The sequence below is a fragment of the Kitasatospora sp. NPDC041917 genome (genome assembly GCF_055589745.1).
In genome coordinates this window covers 293302-312246 of record NZ_JBVJBI010000005.1, presented here as the reverse complement: position 1 = coordinate 312246, position 18945 = coordinate 293302, and the positions used below count along the sequence as shown (strand labels likewise).

Sequence of the window (18945 nt, the reverse complement as noted above, 5' to 3'; positions counted from 1 at the left end):
GGAGCCTCTCGTGGGGATCGGGCCGGGAGCAGCAGAGTGACAGCAAACCCGCGCCTTTGAAAGGCTCATGACATGAGACGCATACGCCTCACCCGGCGGCCGGCCCCTCGGGGGACCGGCCCGCCGGGGACCACCTCGGCGAACGACCGGCCCGGCGCCCTACCGGACCACCGGCAGCACCGCCGCCGCGCCGCGGCCGGTCGCCGCCTCGATGAAGTCCACCGGGTCGGCGACCCGCGCCAGCAGCGCACGGGTGAAGTCCAGCGCCCCCTCGGCGGGCGGCGGGCCGCCGACGGCCGCGATCAGGTCGAGCAGGTGGACGGTCGCCTCCATCAGCGCCACCTCGCCGAGCGCGCCGACCGTCACGCTGCCGAGCAGCGGGTGCGCCACCGCGGCGCCCGGCGGAAGGTCCGCGAGGCCGTCCAGCGCGGCCGGCCCCTCGACGCCGAACCGGGCGATCAGCACGGCGGGTTCGGCCACCTGGGCGACCTGTTTCGCCGCCTCGGCGACCTGGTCGGCGGCAGTGTGGGCGATGCCGCCGGGCCGGTTGTAGACACGCAGGATGCCGGCCCCGTCCACCACCTCGGGCCACCCGTCCAGGACGGCCGCGCGCAGCCCGGTGAACATCTCCGGCACCGGTGCCACGTGCGCGTACAACTCCCGTACGGTCCACCCGGGCAGCCGGGTGGGCCGCTCCCAGTCCTCGGCGGCCAGGGCCGCGCCCCGCTCCGCCCAGGACACCCAGGCCTCCGCCAACAGCGCGCGCACCGGGTCGTTCTGACTGCTCATCGGCTCTCCTCAGGACGGTGATCACGGGGTCTCCCCACGCTATCCCGGGCTCCCGGGGGCGCGAGCCCCGGGGCGGCGGCCCGCACCCCGCCCCACCCGCCACCGCCCGCCCGGCACCACTCCCCCACCGACCGCCACCCACCGACCGCCACCCACCTCCCGACGACGCACCGCACCCGGCTCGGCCGTCCTGGTCACCGAGCCGCCGCCCGATGCCCCGCCCCATGCCTGGTCACCGCCACTCACCGGACTCCGCGGGGCCGGTCCGCCGCCGCCGCGTCGGCCACCCTCCGCAACCGACCCCGCCGCCCCGGTCGCCGTGCCCGCCGTCCCCGTCGCTCCACCGCCGGTCGGCTGACCAGCGGGATCGGCGAATCGACCGGCAAATCCCGTCGACCCGTTTACGCCCGATTCCTACCTTGTATCCTGGTTCTGTATCCGCTGAGTGACATCCACCGAAAACGCCGAACCCCAGCCCAGGCAGCGGGCCCCGCGCCACGGCCGGTCCGCCGAACCGTCCGAACGGCCCGGGCGCGACCGGGAACGCTGCCACCGACCCGGAGGAGTGCGGAGATGGCCGAGCAGGACGCCCCCGAGAAGCGGGGCCGGCTGAGCCGCCCGCTGGTGCTGGGCGCCGCCGTGGCCCTGGTCGACCGCGAGGGCCTGGGCGCGCTGACCATGCGCAGGCTCGCGGCCGAGCTCGGCGTGGAGTCGATGGCCCTGTACCGCTACACCCCGGGCAAGGAGGCCCTGATCGACGGCCTGGTCGAGGCCTACTTCGACGAGATCAACGCCCGGCTGCGGGCCGACTCCACCGGCGGTTCCCACCCGGACGGCTGGCGCGCCGAACTGCGCCGGATCGCCCGGGCGTTCGCCGCCACCGCGCACGCCCACCCCGAGATCCTGCCGCTGGTCGCGACCCGCCCGCTGGCCGTCCCGGTGGCCCGCCGCCCGGTCTCGGTACTGGACCTCACCGAGCACATCCTGGCCGTGCTCGGCCGGGCCGGCTTCGACGACGCCGGCGCGCTGACCGTCTACCGCACCTTCGTCGCCTGGAACCTCGGCTGCCTGCTGGTGGACAAGCGCCAGGTGGTCGACAATCCGAGCGAGCCGGACCCGGCCCTGCGGCTCGGCCTGCACCGGCTGCCCGCCGCCGACTACCCCAGGCTGCGCGCCCTGGTGCCCCGGTTCGCCGACTTCGACCACGAGGCCGAGATGCTGAGCGGCCTGGACAGCCTGCTCGACGGGGTGCCCGAGCCGCCCCTTGACGACTTCTACCGTGACGGCGGATCCTGAGGATACGAGGTACACGTCGGACATATCCGCTCCTATCGGCGCCGCCGCGCCGCCCGGCACCACCGCGGCAGTCCGCTGACGGCGCCCGGAAGAAGTCCCCATGTCCTCCGCACCCCACACGTCACCCCCTGATGACATCCTGCGCCTCCGCGTCACCGCCAAGGACCCGGAGACCCTGCGCGCGCTGCTGCGCGACACCCGCCCCGACGTCGGCGGACGCCCGCACGTCGAGGAGGACGGCCGCATCGGCATCGACGTCTACGTCCCGGCCGACCGGATCCCGGCCCTCGAACGCGAGGGCGTCACGGTCACCATGACCGGCAACGCCAGCGAGGCCGGGCGCGCCGCCCAGGCCGAGGTCGGCAGCGGCGACCGCTTCGCCCCCGCCGACGCCGTCCCGCACGGCCTGGCCGCCAAGCTCTCCGGCTGACCCGGGAGGCCCCCCATGCCGTACCTGAACGTCACCGAGGTCGAGTCCGCCGTGACCAGCCTGGCCACCGCCTTCCCCGACCTGACCCAACTCGTCACCCTGCCCGAGCCCTCGTTCGAGGGCCGCACCGCCCACGCCCTGCTGATCGGCGAACCCGCGGCGGCCCCCAAGCCGTGCGTCATGATGATCGGGGGTGTCCACGCCCGTGAATGGGGCAGCTGCGAGATCCTCGTCCACCTCGCCGCCGACCTGCTGGAAGCCCACCGGGACGGCACCGGCCTCGGCTACGGCGGCACCGCCTTCACCGCCGGTCAGGTCAGCGGCCTGCTCCAGCGGCTCGACCTGGTGCTCTACCCGCTGGTCAACCCCGACGGCCGGCACTACAGCCAGACCGTCAGGCCCATGTGGCGCAAGAACCGCAACCCGGCGAACGCCGGCGGCAACCCGGCCCCGGACTGCGTCGGCGTCGACCTCAACCGCAACTACGACTTCCTCTTCGACTTCGTCACCGCCTTCGCCCCGGGTGCCAACCCCCAGGTGTCGAACGACCCGTGCGACCAGCAGGTCTACGCCGGCCCGAGCCCGTTCTCCGAGCCGGAGACCCGCAACGTCCAGTGGCTGCTGGACCAGCTCCCGCTGACCCGGTGGTTCGTCGACGTGCACAGCTACTCGCAGGACATGCTCTACAACTGGGGCGACGACGAGAACCAGTCGGTCGACCCCGACATGAACTTCCGCAACTCCGACTACGACGGCAAGCGCGGCCTGCCCGGCGACCTCACGTACGCCGAGTACATCCCCAAGGACGACGAGGACACCGCCGTGCTGCTCGCCGAGGCGTTCTGCAAGGGCGTCAACGGCGTGCGCGGCCTGTCATACAAGCCGATGAGCGGCTTCCACCTGTACCCGACCAGCGGAACCAGCGACGACTACGTCTACTCCCGCAACTTCGCCGACCCGGACCAGGGTAAGGTGCTCGGCTTCACCGTCGAGTGGGGCACCGAGTTCCACCCGCGGTGGGCGGAGATGGAACAGATCATCCGCGACGTGGACGCCGGGCTGGTGCAGCTCTGCCTGGCCACCACCTGAACACCCCCCGAACCACCGTGCCCGACAGCGGGGCGCCCGCCACGACCCTTCGTGGCGGGCGCCCCGGGCGCGCGCTCGGGCGGCCCGGTGGAACGCTCAGGCGGCCCGGTGGAAGAAGAACGGGTCGATGGACGGCGGCACCCGGGTCACGCCGTCGGTGCTGAGCAGTTGGTGGACGGTGAAGTTGGCGTTGCGCTGGTACGTCACGCCCACCGGGAAGTTGGCCCGGTCCGGCGTGTTGTTGCCGGCGAAGACGCCGTAGAAGTCCTTCCCGACCGCGAGCATCCGGATGTAGTCACCGAGGAAGGGCAGTCCCGCGGCACGGGGCACGTTCGCGGGTGCCTGGTGCAGGACGTCGGACTCCGGCGCGGTGGTCCAGTTGTCGGCGGTGACCTCCAGGACCGTCGTCCACTGATTGCCGGCGAACCGCTGGTAGACCAAGCCCACCAGACCGTCCTCGTTGACGGCCAGCGACGGGTTCTTGGCGTCGGTGACGTCGTCGCGCACCTTCCGCCAGGTCTGGCCGCGGTCCTGCGAGTGCCGGACGTGCAGGGTGTTGTCGACACCGCCCGGGCCGCCCACACGGTCGCACCAGGCGATCCAGACGCGGTCGGCGTCGGTCGGGTCCACCGCGATCGTGAGGTCGCCGCCGAGCCGTTCCTGCCCCATGGTCGAGTTGAACGCGACGAAGCGGTCGGTCGCTACCCGCTGCCCGGGGACGCTGTCGGTGGCGTCCTTGAGGTCCTGGAACGGGTGGGCGCCGACGCCCCCGTCGTCGTCCCGGCTCACCACGACGTCGAAGGTGACGTTGGTGATCGGGTCGCCCTGGTCATTGGTCCGCCAGCTCTCGAACGCCGCGTAGACGGTGCCGTCGGGGTGCACGGCGAGGCGCACCGGCGGCCCGTCCTGACTCGCCGGATCACGCTGCTCGATCACCGTGGGCACGAATCCGGCCGGTGCGGGCGCCGTCCGCGCGTCGCCCGAGACGTCCACGACGGCGGTCCGCGGGCCCGGACCGTTGTTGCCGACGTAGACCCGGTCCCGGTCGGCGCCGCCGGCCGTCACGGTGTCGGCGATGACCCACGGCTGGTCCTCCTGGTCCCGGCTCACCAGGATTTCCATGGGCGCGGTCGAGGCGATGCCCGGCGTTCGAAGGATCTGCATCCGGGTGATCGGCCTGGGCCGGTGCAGTGCGGCCAGGCCGTTCAGTATGCCCGCGTACAGGGCACCGCCCCGGGCCGCGAAGGCCACCGTGATGTCGGCGGTACCGAGATCCGGCGCGGCGCCGGGGACGATGGTGTGCAGCACCCAGCTGTCGCCGCCGTCCGTGGACACGTAGACCGGGGCGAGCGGACCGCCCATCGGGTCGGGGGTGAAGGCGGTCGCGACCATCTCGGTGGGCGTCTCGGGGTTGACCGCGAGAAACGGCTCGGAGTCCTGGGTCGCGGTGCCGCTCAGCGCCTTCGGGGTGATGTTGACGACCTTGAGGGTGGGCATGTCGGCTCACCTCCGTTCGCGCAGCACGGCGAGCGTGTGCACGGGCTGGTAGTCCTCGGGGTGGATCAGTTCGTACGGGGCGAGCTCGCGCTGGTCGTCCTGGGTGGCGTGCAGGAGCCACAGCCCCTCCTGGCCGGCCTTGGGCTTGGGCACCCGGTAGTAGTGGGCGTCGCGGCTGTTGGGGTACAGCACGGCGAGGGTCGCGTCGTTCACCCGGCCGCTCTCGACCTGGGTGACGGCGATCGCCGCCCGCCACCAGTCCGGCGAGTGCTCGGACCGGCGGTCGGCGCGGTCGGCACCGCCGGCCCGTTCCAGGCCGATCACCGTGCCGACGACCACGGCGTCCGCCTCCGCGGCGTGCGCGGCCAGATCCTGGTGGCGGATCTCCCGCTGCACCGAGCTGAACGGCTGTTCGTCGGCCGTGGTGGCGGCGAGCGACACGTGGTGCTGGACGGCCTCGGCGGGCAGCCGGCCCACCTCGGTGACGCCCAGGCCCTCCCCGTACACCATGCCCTGGGTGAAGAACGCGGCCTGCTCGCCGACGCCCATCGGACCCGCGTCGGGCGACAGTTGGACGGTGACCTCATTCCCCGCGAGCTGCCGGAACGCTTCCGGCGCGTGCAGCACCTGGTCCACCCTGACCACGGCCGTCCGGTCGTTCCTGGCCTCGGCCGGAACGGCCGCGAGCGAGGTGCCGCCGACCCGGGTGACCGTGCCGACGAAGCTCAGCGGCGCCCGCCGGACGAGTTCGGTGAGCTCCTCGTGCGCGACGGGTGGCATGTCAGTCATGACGGTCCTCCTCTCCGCTCACCGCACCGCGCGGGCCGAGGAAGGGTGCGCCCGACGCCACTCGATCCGCGCGCCGAGCAGGCAGGCGGCGGTGACGGCGGCCGCCAGTGCGACCACGAGCCACTCCGCCGCACCGCTGCCGGCGTCCGGGTCGATGCCGAGGAGCGTCTCGATCCACTGCGGCCACACCAGGGTGAGCAGGAACAGCAGTCCGGACAGTCCGCCGAGGGCCGTCTCCAGCCAGAAGCGGGGCCGGACCGGATTCGTTTGCCGGAAGGGCATCAGTGCGCCTCCCCTTCTCCAACCGCCCGGGCCGCGCCGCGACGCGGCGCGCGCCGTTCCCGTGCCGCCGCGCGTGGCGGCGGCACGACCCGGCCGGGCCGGCCCGGGTCGGGGTCTGCTCCCTTCGGCACCGCCGGTCGGGGGCGGGATCGCCGCGGGAGGTGATCTGCTTCGATCCGCAGCGTCGGAGCTGCGGTGGGAGTGCGGCCGGGAGGGGATCGCGGGTCGTCCGCATCCCGTCCCTGCGCTGTACGCCTACGAGGCACACGTACTTCGTATACGAGTCTGCTCGCACTCCGTGAGCAGGTCAAGGGCGGACCGGGCCGCCTCCCGCGTCAGACCCGGGCGCCGAGCATCCGCAGCACCAACTCGCCGTAGCGGCGCCCGAGTTCCTCCGGCGTCTCGGTCGAGTTGTCGGTGTACCAGCGGGAGACGTCGATGCCCAGCGAGGTGACCGCGCGAGCCGCCGTGCGCACCTCCGCCACCTGGAAGTCCCCCGCCGCCACACCGGCCCCGATCAGCGTGCTGACCTCGCGCTCGATGTCCAGGCGCAGCGCCGCGACCACCGCGTAGGCGTCCTCGGGCAGCGCGTGCAGCTCGTAGTTGACCACCCGGCCGACCGTCCGGGCCCGGGCGTGCCAGGCGGTGAACTGCTCGACCAGCCGCCGCATCCGTTCGGCCGGGCCGCCCTCGCCGGCCGCCGCGTTCCGGACCAGGGTCAGCGTGGCGGCGTGCCCGGCCCGGCTGATCTCGGCCAGCAGCGCGGCCTTCGACTGGTAGTGGATGTACAGCGCCGCCGGGCTCATCCCCGCCGCGGTGGCGATGTCCCGGGTCGTGGTGGCGTGGAAGCCGCGCTCCGCGAACGACTCGACGGCGGCCTGGAGCAGCCGGTACGCCGCTTCGGGGCGGGCGTCGGCGCCGGGCAGGGTCGGCCAGAGGTCGGCGAGCGGGGTGCTGGTCATGGCGTCATCCTCCCAGAGAACTCGTACACGCTTTCCCTCCGACCGCCCGCCCGGCCCGACCGTCGACCATCATCCGGCCCGACCGTCGGCCACCGCTCGGGCCGGGGGTGGGCGGCCGGCGGAGTGTTGACAGGCTCCCGCACCGACAGCATGCTGAGCAAGCGCTTAGTCAGCTGCTGGCAGAGATCCTCGCACGAAAGGCAGGACGCTCCGTGGTGCACTCCTTCAAGGGCCGGGTGGCCGTCGTCACCGGGTCGAGCCGGGGCATCGGCCTCGGCATCGCCCGCGAGCTGGTCGACCGCGGGGCCAAGGTCTGCCTCACCGCCCGCAACCCGGAACCGCTCGCCGAGGCCGTCCGCGACCTGGGCGGCCCGGACAACGCGATCGCCGTCGCGGGCAAGGCCGACGACCCGGCGCACCAGGAGGAGGCCGTCACCCGCACCCTGGAGGCCTTCGGGCGGCTCGACCACCTGGTCAACAACACCGGCATCAACCCGGTGTACGGGCCGGTCCTGGACACCGACGAGGCCGCCGCCGCCAAGATCCTCGCCGTCAACGTGCTCGCCCCGCTGGCCTGGACCCGCCGCGCGCACGCCGCCTGGATGGGCGAGCACGGCGGCTCCGTCGTCAACGTCGCCTCCATCGCCGGCATCCGCTCCTCGCTCGGGATCGGCATGTACGGCGTCAGCAAGGCCGCGCTGATCCGGCTCACCACCGAACTCGCCGCCGAACTGGGCCCGCAGGGCATCCGGGTCAACGCCGTCGCCCCCGCCGTGGTCAAGACCAAATTCGCCGAGGCCCTGTACGAGGGCCGCGAGGAGAAGGTCGCCAGGGCCTACCCGCTCGGCCGCCTCGGCGTCCCCGAGGACATCGCCGGCGCCGTCGCCTTCCTGCTCTCCCCGGACGCCGGCTGGATCACCGGCCAGACCCTGGTCGTGGACGGCGGGGTCACCCTCGGCGGTGGAATGTGACCCCCGGGGACGTCGACGACCCGACAGCCGGCAGCGGGACGTCCGACAACCGGGCGTTCGACGGCCGGGGCGTGGTGGTGACCGGCGGCGGCCGGGGCATCGGCGCCGCGCTGGCCCGGGCCTTCGCCGCGGCCGGCGCCCGGGTGGCGGTCAACGACCTGGACGCCGGGGCCGCCCACGCCGTCGCGAAGGAGTGCGCGGGCACCGCACTGCCCGGGGACGCCGCCTCCGCCGAGGGGATCGCCGACCTGGTCGGCCGGGCCCGCGCCGAACTCGGCGAGATCGACGTGTGGTGCGCCAACGCGGGCGTCGCCCCGGTGGGCGGCGCGGACGCGCCCGCCGCGGCCTGGACGAGCGCCTGGGAGGTCAACGTCATGGCCCACGTCCGGGCCGCCGAACTGCTGCTCCCCCGCTGGCTGGAGCGCGGCGAGGGCCGGTTCCTGGCCACCGTCTCCGCCGCCGGGCTGCTCACCATGCTGGGCTCGGCCCCGTACTCGGTGACCAAGCACGGCGCGCTGGCCTTCGCCGAGTGGCTCTCCGCGACCTACCGCCACCGGGGCCTGCGGGTGCACGCGCTCTGCCCGCAGGGCGTGCGCACCGACCTGCTCGCCTCCACCGGCGCGGTCGGCGAGGCGCTGCTGGCCCCGACCGCGCTCGACCCGGCGGACGTCGCCGGGGCGGCCCTGGACGGGATGCGCGCGGAGCGCTTCCTGCTCCTGCCGCACCCCGAGGTCGCCGACTACTGCCGCGCCCGGGCCACCGCGCCGGACCGCTGGCTCACCGGGATGAACCGGCTCCAGCAGGGGCTGGAGAGGAGTGAACTGCTGTGAGGGCGTGGCAGGTTGACGAGCTCGGCGAGCCCGCCGAGGTGATGCGGCTGGTCGAGGACGTCGCGCGGCCGGTACCCGGCCCGGGGCAGCTGCTGGTGCGGGTACGGGCGGCGGCCGTCAACTTCCCGGACGCGCTGATGGTGCGCGGGCAGTACCAGGTCCGCCCGCCGCTGCCGTTCACGCCCGGCGTGGAACTGTGCGGCGAGGTGGTGGACGGCGCCCGGCGGGGCGAGCGGCTGATCGGCAACCCGGTGCTGCCGCACGGCGCCTTCGCCGAGTACGCGCTGCTGGACGCCGCCGCCGCGTTCCCGGCGCCCGAGGTGCTGGACGACGCCGAGGCCGCCGCCCTGCACATCGGCTACCAGACCGCCTGGTTCGCGCTGCACCGCCGGGCCCGGCTGCGGGCCGGCGAGACCCTGCTGGTGCACGCGGCCGCCGGCGGCGTCGGCAGCGCGGCGGTCCAGCTCGGCCGGGCCGCCGGGGCACGGGTGATCGCCGTGGTCGGCGGGCCGTCGAAGGCCGAGGCGGCGCGGGCGCTCGGCGCCGACCTGGTGGTGGACCGCCGGGAGCGGGACTTCGTCGCCGCCGTCAAGGAGGCCACCGGCGGACGCGGCGCGGACGTGGTCTTCGACCCGGTCGGCGGCGAGGCCTACGCCGGCTCCACCCGGTGCATCGCCTTCGAGGGCCGGATCGTGGTCGTCGGCTTCGCCGCCGGGCAGATCCCCGCCCCGGCGCTCAACCACGCCCTGGTGAAGAACTACTCGATCCTGGGCCTGCACTGGGGCCTCTACAACACCCACGACCCGCGCGCCGTCCGCACCGCCCACGACGAGCTCGGCAGGCTCGCCGAGCAGGGCGCCGTCCGCCCCCTGGTGAGCGCCCGGGTGCCGCTGGCCGCCGCCCCGGACGCCGTCCGGCTCGTCGCCGCCGGGCACAGCACCGGCCGGATCGCCGTCCTCGGCGACTGACCCGCCGCGCGGCTCGGACCGCGACACGGGGCGAGGCCACAGCCCGTCGGCTGTGGCCTCGCCCCGATCGACGTCGGCGCGCTCCTAGCTGTTGCCCCCGCTGCTACCGCCGCCGTTGTTGCCCCCGCCGTTGTTGCCCCCGCCGTTGTTGCCCCCGCCGCCCCCGCCGCCCGCCGGGTTGAGCAGGCCGACGATGTCGATGGAGTTGCCGCAGACGTTGGCCTGGAGGTTGACGGGGATCTGGATCAGGTTGCCGGACAGCACGCCCGGCGATCCCGCGGCGATGCCGTCGGCATCGGCGTCACCGTCCGCATTGACGCACGCGCCCGAGGGCAGGGTGTATCCGGACTCGCCGTGTCCGGCCCCCTCGTCGTGGCCCGCGGCCGCGGGGCCCGTGGAGAGGACGGCCAGCGCGACCGTGAGGCCGCCGGCGAGCAGGTACTTGCTGGTGTTGGTCATGGCGGAAGGGGTAGCCGGTCGGCCCGGACGTCACGGGGCAGCCCCGCCCGCGCGGTCACCCGGTTGCAGGCCCGATCTACCACCGATGCAGGAGTCCCACCCCGATCGGACCAGAACCGGACGGTCCCCGCTGTCCGAACCGGGTGGGGCCGGCGCCCCGGGAGCACGGCCCGCCCGCGGGACGTCGGCCGGAGAGGTGACGTACGGCAACCGAACAGGTGCCTTTCGGGCGTTTCACGATGCCGCGCGGCGCCGCCCGGGGCGATAACCGACCTTGCATGTCCGCTGCCGAGGCGGCAGGCGTGCGGCGACATGGTGCGTAGACGTTCGACCGGGTCGGCCCGGGTGCCTCCGACGAACGGATGCGCGGCTCGCGTTTCACACCGTCAAAGCCTTCCCACCCGCCGCGCCAGGTTTCGGGCGCCGGTGCTCAAGTCGACCTGGGAGTACCCGCATGAGAGTCCGCACAACCCGGCCGCCGCACGACTCGGGGGAGTCCGGACCGCCTTCGGGGGCGCCGAGGGCCCGGCGGGTCCTCCGCCGGACCCTGATGGCGTTGACGACCGCGGCAGCCGTGGCGACCGTGTCCGTCACCGGCTTCCCCCTGGCCGGGAAGGCCTCGGCGCAGTCGCCCTCGCTGTCGCTCTCCCAGTCGGTCTCCCCGACGACCGTCAACACGGTCGGCGAGAACGCGACCTTCTCCTTCGCGGTCACGAACAACGGTGACGAGCCGCTCACCGGAGTCACGGTCGCCACCACGTCCTTCAGCGGCACCGCGGGCCCGCTGGTGGTCTCCTGCCAGGGGACCGACCTCGCCCCCGGCTCCGCGATGACCTGCACCGCCCCGTACACCGTGACCCAGGCGGACATCGACGCGGGCGGCGTCACGAGCATCGGCACCGCCACCGGTCGGACGTCCACCGGATCCACGGTCACCGCGCCCGGCGCCACCGCCACCCTGGCCGCCGTCCAGAGCGCCGCGATCTCCCTGCAGAAGGCCGGGACACCGTCCGGAGGCAACGGTGGCGGGAACAACGGTGGCGGGAACAACGGCGGGGGCAACAACGGCGGCGGGAACAGCCGGCGCTCGACCTCCGTCACCACCCTGACGGTCGGCGAGACGATCGCCTACACGTACGACGTGACGAACACCGGGAACGTCACGCTGACGGGGGTGTCGGTGTCGGACACCTCCTTCTCCGGCACGGGCACCCCGCCCGTGATCTCCTGCCCGGCGACCACGCTGCCGCCGGGCATGTCGATGACCTGCACCGGCTCGTACACGGTGACGCAGGCCGACGTCACCGCCGGGTCGATCACCAACACCGCCACCGCGACCGGCACCCCGCCGACCGGCCCCCCGGTCACCTCAGGGCCCGCCACAGCGACGGTGACCTCGCCGCAGAACCAGGCCGGCCTGGTCCTCGACAAGATCGCCGTCACCGCCGGCGGGGGCAGCAGCGGCGGCAACAGCCGGCGCAACACCCTGATGACCACCATCGCCGTCGGCGAGACCCTCATCTACTACTTCACGGTGACCAACACCGGGAACGTCGACCTGACGGACATCAGCGTCACCGACACCTCGTTCTCCGGCACGGGCACCCCGCCCGTGATCACCTGCCCGTCGGCCATCCTGCCCGTCGGCACGAGTTTCACCTGCTCGGCCACCTACACCGTCACCCAGGCCGACGTCACCGCCGGCACGATCACCAACACCGCCACCGCGGCCGGCACCCCGCCCTACGGGCCCCCGGTCACCTCACCGCCCGCCACCGCCACCGTGACCGGTCCTCCGGCCTCGCTCACCCTCGACAAGACCGTGTCCGCCGGCGGCGGCGGTGGGAACAACGGCGGGGGCAACAACGGCGGGGGCAACAACGGCGGGGGCAACAACGGCGGCGGCAACGCCCGGCGCAACACCGTGGTCGCGACCCTCACCCCCGGCCAGGTCCTCGACTACTCCTACGTGGTCACCAACACCGGCAACGTCACCCTGACGAGCCTGTCGGTGACGGACACCTCCTTCTCCGGCAAGGGCACCCCGCCCGTGATCACCTGCCCGTCGACGACCCTGGAGCCGGGAGCGTCGATCACCTGCACGGCCACGTACACCGTCACCCAGGCCGACATCGACGCCGGGACGATCACCAACACCGCCACCGCGACCGGCACCCCGCCCTCCGGGCCCCCGGTCACCTCGCCCCCCGCCACCGCCACCGTGACGCTGACCCAGTCCCCGGCCCTCACCCTCGCCAAGTCCGCGTCCCCGGCCACGGTGACCGCCGCCGGCCAGACCGTCACCTACACCCTGGTGGCCACCAACAGCGGCAACGTCACCCTCACCGGCATCACCGTCGCCGACACCGCGTTCTCCGGCTCCGGCACCGCCCCGACCCTCACCTGCCCCGCCGGGCCGCTGGCGCCCGGCGGGTCGACGACCTGCACGGGCACCTACACCGTCACCGCGGCCGACCTGCGCCAGGGGCACATCGACAACACCGCGGTGGCCACCGCCACCGGGCCCGGCTCCACCACGGTCACGTCGGGCCCCGCCACGGCGCGGGTCACGGCCACGCCGCCCCAGTCGGCCCCGTCCCCCTCCCCCTCGCCGTCCCCCTCGCACATTCCTTCTCCGTCGCCCTCGCACCACCCCTCCGGCCACCCCTCCGGCCAGCCCCACCCGCCGCACGGCCAACTGCCCGAGACCGGTGCCGGAAACCTGACCCTCATCGGCACGGCGGGTGCGCTCCTGCTCGCCGCGGGCGTCCCCGTGCTCCTCACCGCCAACCGCAGACGCCGCCCGCAGGCCGGCAGCGCGGACCAGGGCACCCAGCCCATGGAGTGACACAGCGACGCCGCACGACCCACGGCACCGGCCCGCGCGGAGCGCGCGGGCCGGTGCCGTGGGTCGGGGCTCGCACAACCGGCGGTCACCCGCGCCGAGGTCACCGCCCCTCGGCGATGACCTCCAGGGCCGGGCGGGGCTCGCGGCCGAGCAGTGCCGCGAGATCGCCCGGCCCGCCCGGGCCGGCGAGGAAGCCGTGGGCGATCGCCGAGTAGGTGCCGACCACCATCGGCACCTGGAAGTCCCGCGCGTCCGAGGCCGCCGCCGCGGCCCGGGCCTCGGTCAGCCGTCCCGGGCGGTACTCGGCGCCGAGCGCCTCGGCCACCTCCGCGCCGCCCACCGCCCGCTCCCCCACCAGCTCGTAGGTGCGGCCCGCGTGCCCGGCGGGCGCCAGGGCGACGTTCACCGCCACCTCCGCGAGGTCCGCCCGGGCCACCGCCGCGAGCTTCCCGTCCCCGAGCGGAGCGCCGATCACCCCGTCCGGGCCGGGCGCGGTGATCGCCCCCAGCAACTCGGCGTACAGGCCGTTGCGCAGCACCGTCCAGCGCAGGGTGGCGGACGCGCGCAGCCGCCGCTCCGTCCAGCGGTGCGCGAGGGCGTAGGGCAGGTGGTCGCCGTCGCCGGAGAGGCTGGTGTAGACGAGGTGCTCGACGCCCGCCTGCTCCGCCGCCTCGATCGCGGCGCCGTGCCGGGCGATCACCACGTCGTCCTCGGCGGCGCCGGCCGAGATCAGCAGCAGGGTCCGCACCCCGGCGAAGGCCTCCGCCAGGGTGTCCGGCCGGTCGAAGTCCACCAGCCGGGCCGGGACGCCGTGCGGCACCTCCCCGGGCGTGCGCGAGCCGGCGACGACGCCCTCCCGGCCGGCGAGCCGCGCCAGGACGAGAGCGCCCAGGCCTCCGTTGACTCCGGTGACGAGCAGCATGGGGTTCCTCCAGGGGTGATCGGTCGTCGGCTGCACGACCATCCTCGATAGCCTGGGCGTCCGGCGTAAGGAGGCACATTCATGTCAGCAGGGCACACCGCGGTAACCACGTCCCGTCCGGTGGTCTGGTGCGAGGACGGCGTGGACTGCGGGATCCGCGACCTGCTGGACCGCCTGGGCGACAAGTGGTCGGTCCTCACCGTCGTCGAACTCGCCCAGGGTGTAAGGCGGTTCCGCGAACTGCAGCGCGCCCTGCCGGGCATCTCGCAGCGGATGCTCACCCTGACCGTGCGTCGCCTGGAGCGCGACGGACTGGTCTCGCGGACCGTCCACCCGACCGTCCCGCCGCAGGTGGAGTACGAGCTGACGCGGCTCGGGCACAGCCTGACCCACCTGGTGCGGGCGATGGCGGACTGGTCGTACGGCCACCACGACGCGATCGTCGACTCCCGGCGGCGGTGGGACGAGGCCAACCCCGGCTCGGAGATCCGCTAGGAGTCGGGTCTCACCCGGTGACCTCGACGGTGACTTCGTAGCCGCGCTGCTCGGGCGGGCAGTTGAGGGCCTCGCCGCAGCTGGTGCGGGTCGCGGTGAGGCGGGCGGTGCCGGGGGCGCGGGCGGTGAAGGAGGCGGTGACGGTGCCGCAGCCGCCGCCGGGGCGGCAGGACGGGGACGGGGCGGTGGCCGGGGAGCCTGCCGGGGTGAGGACGTCGGGGGCGGAACTGGTCGCGGCGGACCAGTAGGTGCTGTGGAGGGCGAGCGTGACGGTCGTGCCGACGGTGGCCTTCAGGGTGGTGCGGTCGGCGTGCTCGTCCACCGTGACCGTCGCCGGGCTCGGCGCGGTCGACGCGGCGGCGGGCGTCGACGGGCCCGTTCCGGTGGAGGCGCAGCCGGCCAGGGTGAGCAGGGCGGCGGCGAGTACCGGGGCGGCGGATCTTCTCGGGTTCACGGTGGTTCCTCCTGCTGGTGTTCCGGGGGTACCGGTTCGACGCCCCGGCGGCCGGTTCGGATCCCGCCGGACGGCGCTCGGACCGGAAACGGCACCGGGGCGGGCGCTGGGCCCACCCCGGTGCGTTCGGCGCGGCGATGGTCAGGAGACGGTCACGTCGTCGTAGTAGGTGTAGGTCGGGTCACCCGGGTAGTTGTCGTCGTGGTTGCTCAGGGTGAGGGTGTAGGAGTGGCCCGGGGTGACGGTCGCCGTCCTGTTGGTCCAGGTACCGGTGGTGGTGCAGGTCTTGGCCAGGACCGTGGTGGTGGTGCCGGTGGTGTTGTCCTTCAGGGTGGCGGTGGCCCAGTCGTAGGTGACGGTGTCGTCACAGGTGTTGCTGTACCAGAAGGACAGCTTGCTGGTGCCGGTCGGCGCGGTGAAGGTCTGGGCGATCGAGGAGTCCCCGGTCGGGCCGGTGGAGCCGACCATGGCGCCGTAGCCGCCGCTGTGGGCGGCGGAGGCGGTGGCGGAGGTGCTGCCGGCGGTGGTCCAGCCGGTCAGGCTGCCGGTCTCCAGTCCGCCGTTGGTGACGGCGTTGCCGCCGCCCCCGCCGGTGGACTCGGTCCAGGTGAAGGTGGTGCTGCCGGCGGCGCCGGTGGTGTCGGTGGCGGTGACCGTGACGCTGGAGGTGCCGGCGGCGGTCGGGGTGCCGGAGATCAGGCCGGTCGAGGGGTTGATCGACAGGCCGGCCGGCAGGCCGGTGGCCGAGTAGCCCAGCGTCTGGCCGGTGGCCGAGTCGGTGGCGTTGATCTGCAGGCTGACCGCGGTGCCGACGGTGCCGCTCTGGTTGCCCGGGTTGGTGACGGTGACCGTGTTGCCGTGGGTCAGGATGGCGTGCGAGATCGCGCAGGAGTTGGTGTCGTTGGACCAGCTGGCCTGCTCGGCGTAGCTGCCGAATGCCCCGAAGGAGATGTTGGCGGCGCCGCCGGTGCTGCCGGGCTGGATCCAGGCGCACTCGTCGGAGTTCTCCTGGCCGTTGTAGCTGCTGCCGGAGACGTGGTTGGTCCAGCCTCCGGCCGGGTTCTGGTCGGACATCATCTCGTGCCACTCGTGGCCGAGGGTCATCGTCCAGCCGTCCAGCGTGCCGGGCGAGTTGACGAAGCCGACGCCGCAGTTGGAGCCCGCGTCGATGTTGTACGGCTGGTTGGAGAAGGCGATGTCGCCGTAGGGCGAGCTCGCCGCACCGCCGGTGAGGGTGGTGTCACCGTTCCAGTCGTGCCAGGCGCAGTACCCGGTGGTCGGGTTCTGGTAGTCGTCCGGGTTGGTGCCGTGCGGCGACAGGACGATGTAGTACGCGTCCCGGTTGGCGGCGGCGGTGGTGTTGCCGAAGTGTCCGGCGGCCTTGACGGCCTCCTGGGCGAGCTGGTTGCCGCTGGCCTGGCTCGGCGAGGCGGCCCCGTTGTCGTACCAGACGCCGGACAGGACGCCGCCGCTCTGGTACGGGATGAAGTTGGCGTTGGACGGGCAGCTCACGGCACCGGTGGCGACGGTGGGGCCGTCGCACCACTGGGTCAGGTCGGCCGACCAGGTCTCGCCGTTGGTGCCGATGCCCTTGAACATCTGCTGGGTGGCACCGGCGGCACCGGCCGAGTCGTTGGAGAACTTCGCGTTGCCGCTGGCGTCGGTGGTCTGGGTGCCCCACTGGTTGCCGTAGAACACCAGGTAGACCTTGGAGTGCCCGCTCTGCACGCCGATGCCGTCGACGCCGCCGCCGTACGACAGCGTCTGCTGACCGGTCGCCGCGGCCTGGTCATGGGCGGCGAGCCACTTCTTGTAGTTCTCGTGCTGGGACATGCCGGGGACCGCGCCGTGCCGGTAGGGGTGGCCGTTCTGCGGGCTCCAGGGGTTGAACTCGTTGGTGGTGCTGCCCTGCGAGCCGGAGATGTCCTGCGCGGAGGCCGGACCGGCCGCGCCGGCCAAGCCGGCGGCGGCGAGCGCGAGCGACGCTATTCCGGTGAGCGCCGCGTACCTCGCGCGTCCGGTCCTGGGGGAGTGACCCATGGGTGAGGGTGCCTCTCTTCTGCCGATCGTCCGCGGCCTCGGGGACCGGGAACGATCCCTTTGTGGGGGAAGGGCCGGCGGCGGATTCCGTCGGGTCGGGTTCCGGTCGAATTCATTCGCACACCCGGAATTGACTGCCCGTCGGCCTTTTGCCGCCTGCGTGGCAAGAAGGAAAGCAGAGCTGATGAACACCGGTCAACGGCGCTGGGTAAGGAACGATTAAGAAGCGCGTCCAAGCAGGTCAAGCAACGTTGATGAAAGGGGATCAACGCGCGTAGTCATTCACTGAATACGACAGGAAATGCCGTTTCGAAATCCGTGAGCGGCCGTGCGGCGAGGCCCCCTGACGGCAATTCGGCGCCGTGCGGAACCTTCCCCCCTCGGCGCGTCCGGAAGGGGGCGGCGCGGGGAATCCGCCCGCCGCCCCGGCCCGCTACCGCTCGTACGCCACCTCGGGGAAGCGGGCCGAGGGCCCGTCCAGCAGGTGGTCGTCCTGGCCGCGCAGCCAGCGGTCGAAGAAGGACGCCACGTAGGAGCGGGTGGCGAGTTCGGCGCGGCCGGGGCGGATGTCGCCGACGTCCTTGCGCAGCTGCTCGGCGCTGAGCACGCCCTGGCGGGCGAGCTGCGGCAGCAGCGGCTGGGCGTCGGTGTACGAGCCGTGGCGGGAGCCGGTGAGGGTGACGTCGGCGTGCCAGCCGGTGCTGTGCTGCCACAGGGCGTTCCAGCCGGGCTGGTCGCGGTAGCCGCCGGAGTCCTCGCCGCCGGTGCCCATCAGCAGGAACGGCCGGTTCAGGCCGTCCTCGGCGACGCTGGGCAGGAGGACGCCGGTGTGGCCGTCGGGTCCGGGGAAGTGCATCTGCCCGTCCATGTTGATCCCGGCCGCGATCCGCGGGTCGTCGTGCATGGTCTGGAGCGCGGTGAAGCCGCCCGCCGACTGGCCGACCATGCCGATCCGGCCGAGGTCGAGGGCCCCGGCCACCCCGGCGGGCAGGCCCGGACGCCCGCCCAGGCCGGCGAGCCGGTCCAGGACGAAGCGGGTGTCGGCGACCCGGGTGTCCATCGCCTTGCGCAGCACCGCGCCGATGTCCAGGCCGGGCCGACCGAGCATGCCGGGGAGCACCGAGGTGGCCAGGTCGCCGCCGGGGAAGGCGACTTCGGAGGCCTCGTAGGTGTGGTCGACGGTGACCACCACGTAGCCGCGCGAGGCGAGGTCCTCGACCAGCGCCGTCCCCCAGGTGCGCGGGTCGCCGAGGCCGGGCGAGTACAGCACGACCGGGCGCGGGCCGCCGGGCAGTGCCGGGGCGTCCTTGCGCGCGTGGGTGCGGATGGCCGACCAGTCGGTGCGGCCGGGCTCGGTGCCGTAGTTGAGCAGGCCGACGCCGTCCGGGCCGTCGAAGTGCCGACCGGCGGCGGGCTCCATGTACGGGGCCCGCTCGTCGCCGGAGGCCGGGTGGGAGGTCGGGTACCAGAGGCTGATCATCAGCTCGCGCCGCTGCCCGGGGTGCCAGGGGTCCTCCCGTCCGGTGTCGGTGAGGTGCAGCGCGGTGGTCCCGATCGGGTACGGCCCGCTGGGCTCGGGCAGCCAGGCCCGGGCCTGCCGCCCGGGGCTCGCGTCCCCCGGCCCGACCGCTCCCACGGCCGTACCGATCGTGCCCACCGCCGTTGCCGCCGCCAGCACCACCGCCGCCACGGCCCGTCCCGGAATGCCCATGATGTCCTCCGTGCTCCGATCGATCGAACACGCAGGACACTACGGTCGGGAACGGGCCGCGGCCGTCATACCAGAGGGCCAACACGTCCCTGAATACCCGGGTATGACACCCC

At 73.7% G+C, this 18945-nt stretch carries 18 protein-coding genes; 8 read left to right on the top strand and 10 right to left on the bottom strand.

The features are described 5' to 3' along the window. Positions 1 to 159: 159 nt before the first annotated feature. The gene (locus tag ACZ6EM_RS08680; protein WP_452180851.1) at positions 160 to 789 is read right to left on the bottom strand and encodes a maleylpyruvate isomerase N-terminal domain-containing protein; all 630 of its coding nucleotides are present in this window, start codon (positions 787 to 789) and stop codon (positions 160 to 162) included. Positions 790 to 1362: 573 nt separating this feature from the next. Between ACZ6EM_RS08680 and ACZ6EM_RS08675 the strand changes: the two genes are divergently transcribed. From ACZ6EM_RS08675 to ACZ6EM_RS08665, 3 genes are all read left to right on the top strand, one after another. Then, positions 1363 to 2085 (top strand): TetR/AcrR family transcriptional regulator, encoded by a 723-nt coding sequence (locus tag ACZ6EM_RS08675; protein ID WP_401056035.1) that lies wholly within the window; start codon positions 1363 to 1365, stop codon positions 2083 to 2085. Between the two features lie 100 nt (positions 2086 to 2185). Further along, on the top strand, positions 2186 to 2515 hold the full coding sequence (locus tag ACZ6EM_RS08670) for a hypothetical protein (protein ID WP_401056033.1): 330 nt from the start codon (positions 2186 to 2188) through the stop codon (positions 2513 to 2515). 15 nt (positions 2516 to 2530) lie between these two features. Then, positions 2531 to 3604 carry a M14 family metallopeptidase gene (locus ACZ6EM_RS08665; protein ID WP_452180849.1) on the top strand — a complete coding sequence of 358 codons (1074 nt, stop codon included), beginning with the start codon at positions 2531 to 2533 and terminating at the stop codon, positions 3602 to 3604. 96 nt (positions 3605 to 3700) lie between these two features. On the opposite strand, the gene ACZ6EM_RS08660 is transcribed toward ACZ6EM_RS08665, so the two are convergent. The 4 genes from ACZ6EM_RS08660 to ACZ6EM_RS08645 all read right to left on the bottom strand — a co-directional run bounded on the left by ACZ6EM_RS08660 (position 3701) and on the right by ACZ6EM_RS08645 (position 7134). Then, on the bottom strand, positions 3701 to 5101 hold the full coding sequence (locus tag ACZ6EM_RS08660; RefSeq protein ID WP_452180848.1) for a hypothetical protein: 1401 nt from the start codon (positions 5099 to 5101) through the stop codon (positions 3701 to 3703). Between the two features lie 6 nt (positions 5102 to 5107). After that, positions 5108 to 5890, bottom strand: a complete 783-nt coding sequence (locus ACZ6EM_RS08655) for a hypothetical protein (RefSeq protein ID WP_401053391.1) — start codon at positions 5888 to 5890, stop codon at positions 5108 to 5110. Positions 5891 to 5908: 18 nt separating this feature from the next. After that, positions 5909 to 6172 (bottom strand): ABC transporter permease, encoded by a 264-nt coding sequence (locus ACZ6EM_RS08650; RefSeq protein WP_359909251.1) that lies wholly within the window; start codon positions 6170 to 6172, stop codon positions 5909 to 5911. Positions 6173 to 6507: 335 nt separating this feature from the next. Continuing rightward, on the bottom strand, positions 6508 to 7134 hold the full coding sequence (locus ACZ6EM_RS08645; RefSeq protein ID WP_401053394.1) for a TetR/AcrR family transcriptional regulator: 627 nt from the start codon (positions 7132 to 7134) through the stop codon (positions 6508 to 6510). Between the two features lie 212 nt (positions 7135 to 7346). Here ACZ6EM_RS08645 and ACZ6EM_RS08640 point away from each other — a divergent pair, with 212 nt between their 5' ends. The 3 genes from ACZ6EM_RS08640 (at position 7347) to ACZ6EM_RS08630 (ending at position 9903) form a co-directional block, all read left to right on the top strand. After that, positions 7347 to 8105 carry an SDR family oxidoreductase gene (locus ACZ6EM_RS08640; protein ID WP_380551174.1) on the top strand — a complete coding sequence of 253 codons (759 nt, stop codon included), beginning with the start codon at positions 7347 to 7349 and terminating at the stop codon, positions 8103 to 8105. Between the two features lie 71 nt (positions 8106 to 8176). Continuing rightward, complete coding sequence (locus ACZ6EM_RS08635) at positions 8177 to 8935, top strand: SDR family oxidoreductase (protein WP_465772115.1); 759 nt, start codon at positions 8177 to 8179, stop codon at positions 8933 to 8935. Then, positions 8932 to 9903 (top strand): NADPH:quinone oxidoreductase family protein, encoded by a 972-nt coding sequence (locus tag ACZ6EM_RS08630; RefSeq protein ID WP_401051444.1) that lies wholly within the window; start codon positions 8932 to 8934, stop codon positions 9901 to 9903. The genes ACZ6EM_RS08635 and ACZ6EM_RS08630 overlap by 4 nt, the downstream gene beginning before the upstream one ends. A gap of 84 nt (positions 9904 to 9987) precedes the next feature. On the opposite strand, the gene ACZ6EM_RS08625 is transcribed toward ACZ6EM_RS08630, so the two are convergent. Beyond that, entirely contained in the window at positions 9988 to 10362 is a 375-nt protein-coding gene (locus tag ACZ6EM_RS08625; RefSeq protein ID WP_465772083.1) for a chaplin, read from the bottom strand. A 556-nt stretch (positions 10363 to 10918) separates the two neighbouring features. On the opposite strand from ACZ6EM_RS08625, the gene ACZ6EM_RS08620 reads away from it, so the two are divergent. Continuing rightward, entirely contained in the window at positions 10919 to 13210 is a 2292-nt protein-coding gene (locus tag ACZ6EM_RS08620) for a DUF7507 domain-containing protein (RefSeq protein ID WP_465772082.1), read from the top strand. A 100-nt stretch (positions 13211 to 13310) separates the two neighbouring features. Here ACZ6EM_RS08620 and ACZ6EM_RS08615 read toward each other — a convergent pair whose 3' ends face one another. Continuing rightward, on the bottom strand, positions 13311 to 14132 hold the full coding sequence (locus ACZ6EM_RS08615) for an NAD(P)H-binding protein (RefSeq protein WP_452180600.1): 822 nt from the start codon (positions 14130 to 14132) through the stop codon (positions 13311 to 13313). A gap of 81 nt (positions 14133 to 14213) precedes the next feature. Between ACZ6EM_RS08615 and ACZ6EM_RS08610 the strand changes: the two genes are divergently transcribed. Continuing rightward, positions 14214 to 14627, top strand: a complete 414-nt coding sequence (locus ACZ6EM_RS08610; RefSeq protein WP_401051919.1) for a winged helix-turn-helix transcriptional regulator — start codon at positions 14214 to 14216, stop codon at positions 14625 to 14627. Positions 14628 to 14637: 10 nt separating this feature from the next. Here the strand turns inward: ACZ6EM_RS08610 and ACZ6EM_RS08605 are convergent, their stop codons facing one another. From ACZ6EM_RS08605 to ACZ6EM_RS08595, 3 genes are all read right to left on the bottom strand, one after another. After that, positions 14638 to 15081: a hypothetical protein gene (locus ACZ6EM_RS08605; protein ID WP_465772081.1), complete on the bottom strand. Its 444-nt coding sequence runs from the start codon at positions 15079 to 15081 to the stop codon at positions 14638 to 14640. A 141-nt stretch (positions 15082 to 15222) separates the two neighbouring features. Further along, positions 15223 to 17121: a putative Ig domain-containing protein gene (locus ACZ6EM_RS08600; RefSeq protein ID WP_465772080.1), complete on the bottom strand. Its 1899-nt coding sequence runs from the start codon at positions 17119 to 17121 to the stop codon at positions 15223 to 15225. A 433-nt stretch (positions 17122 to 17554) separates the two neighbouring features. Beyond that, complete coding sequence (locus tag ACZ6EM_RS08595; protein ID WP_452180599.1) at positions 17555 to 18832, bottom strand: alpha/beta hydrolase family protein; 1278 nt, start codon at positions 18830 to 18832, stop codon at positions 17555 to 17557. Positions 18833 to 18945 lie beyond the last annotated feature (113 nt).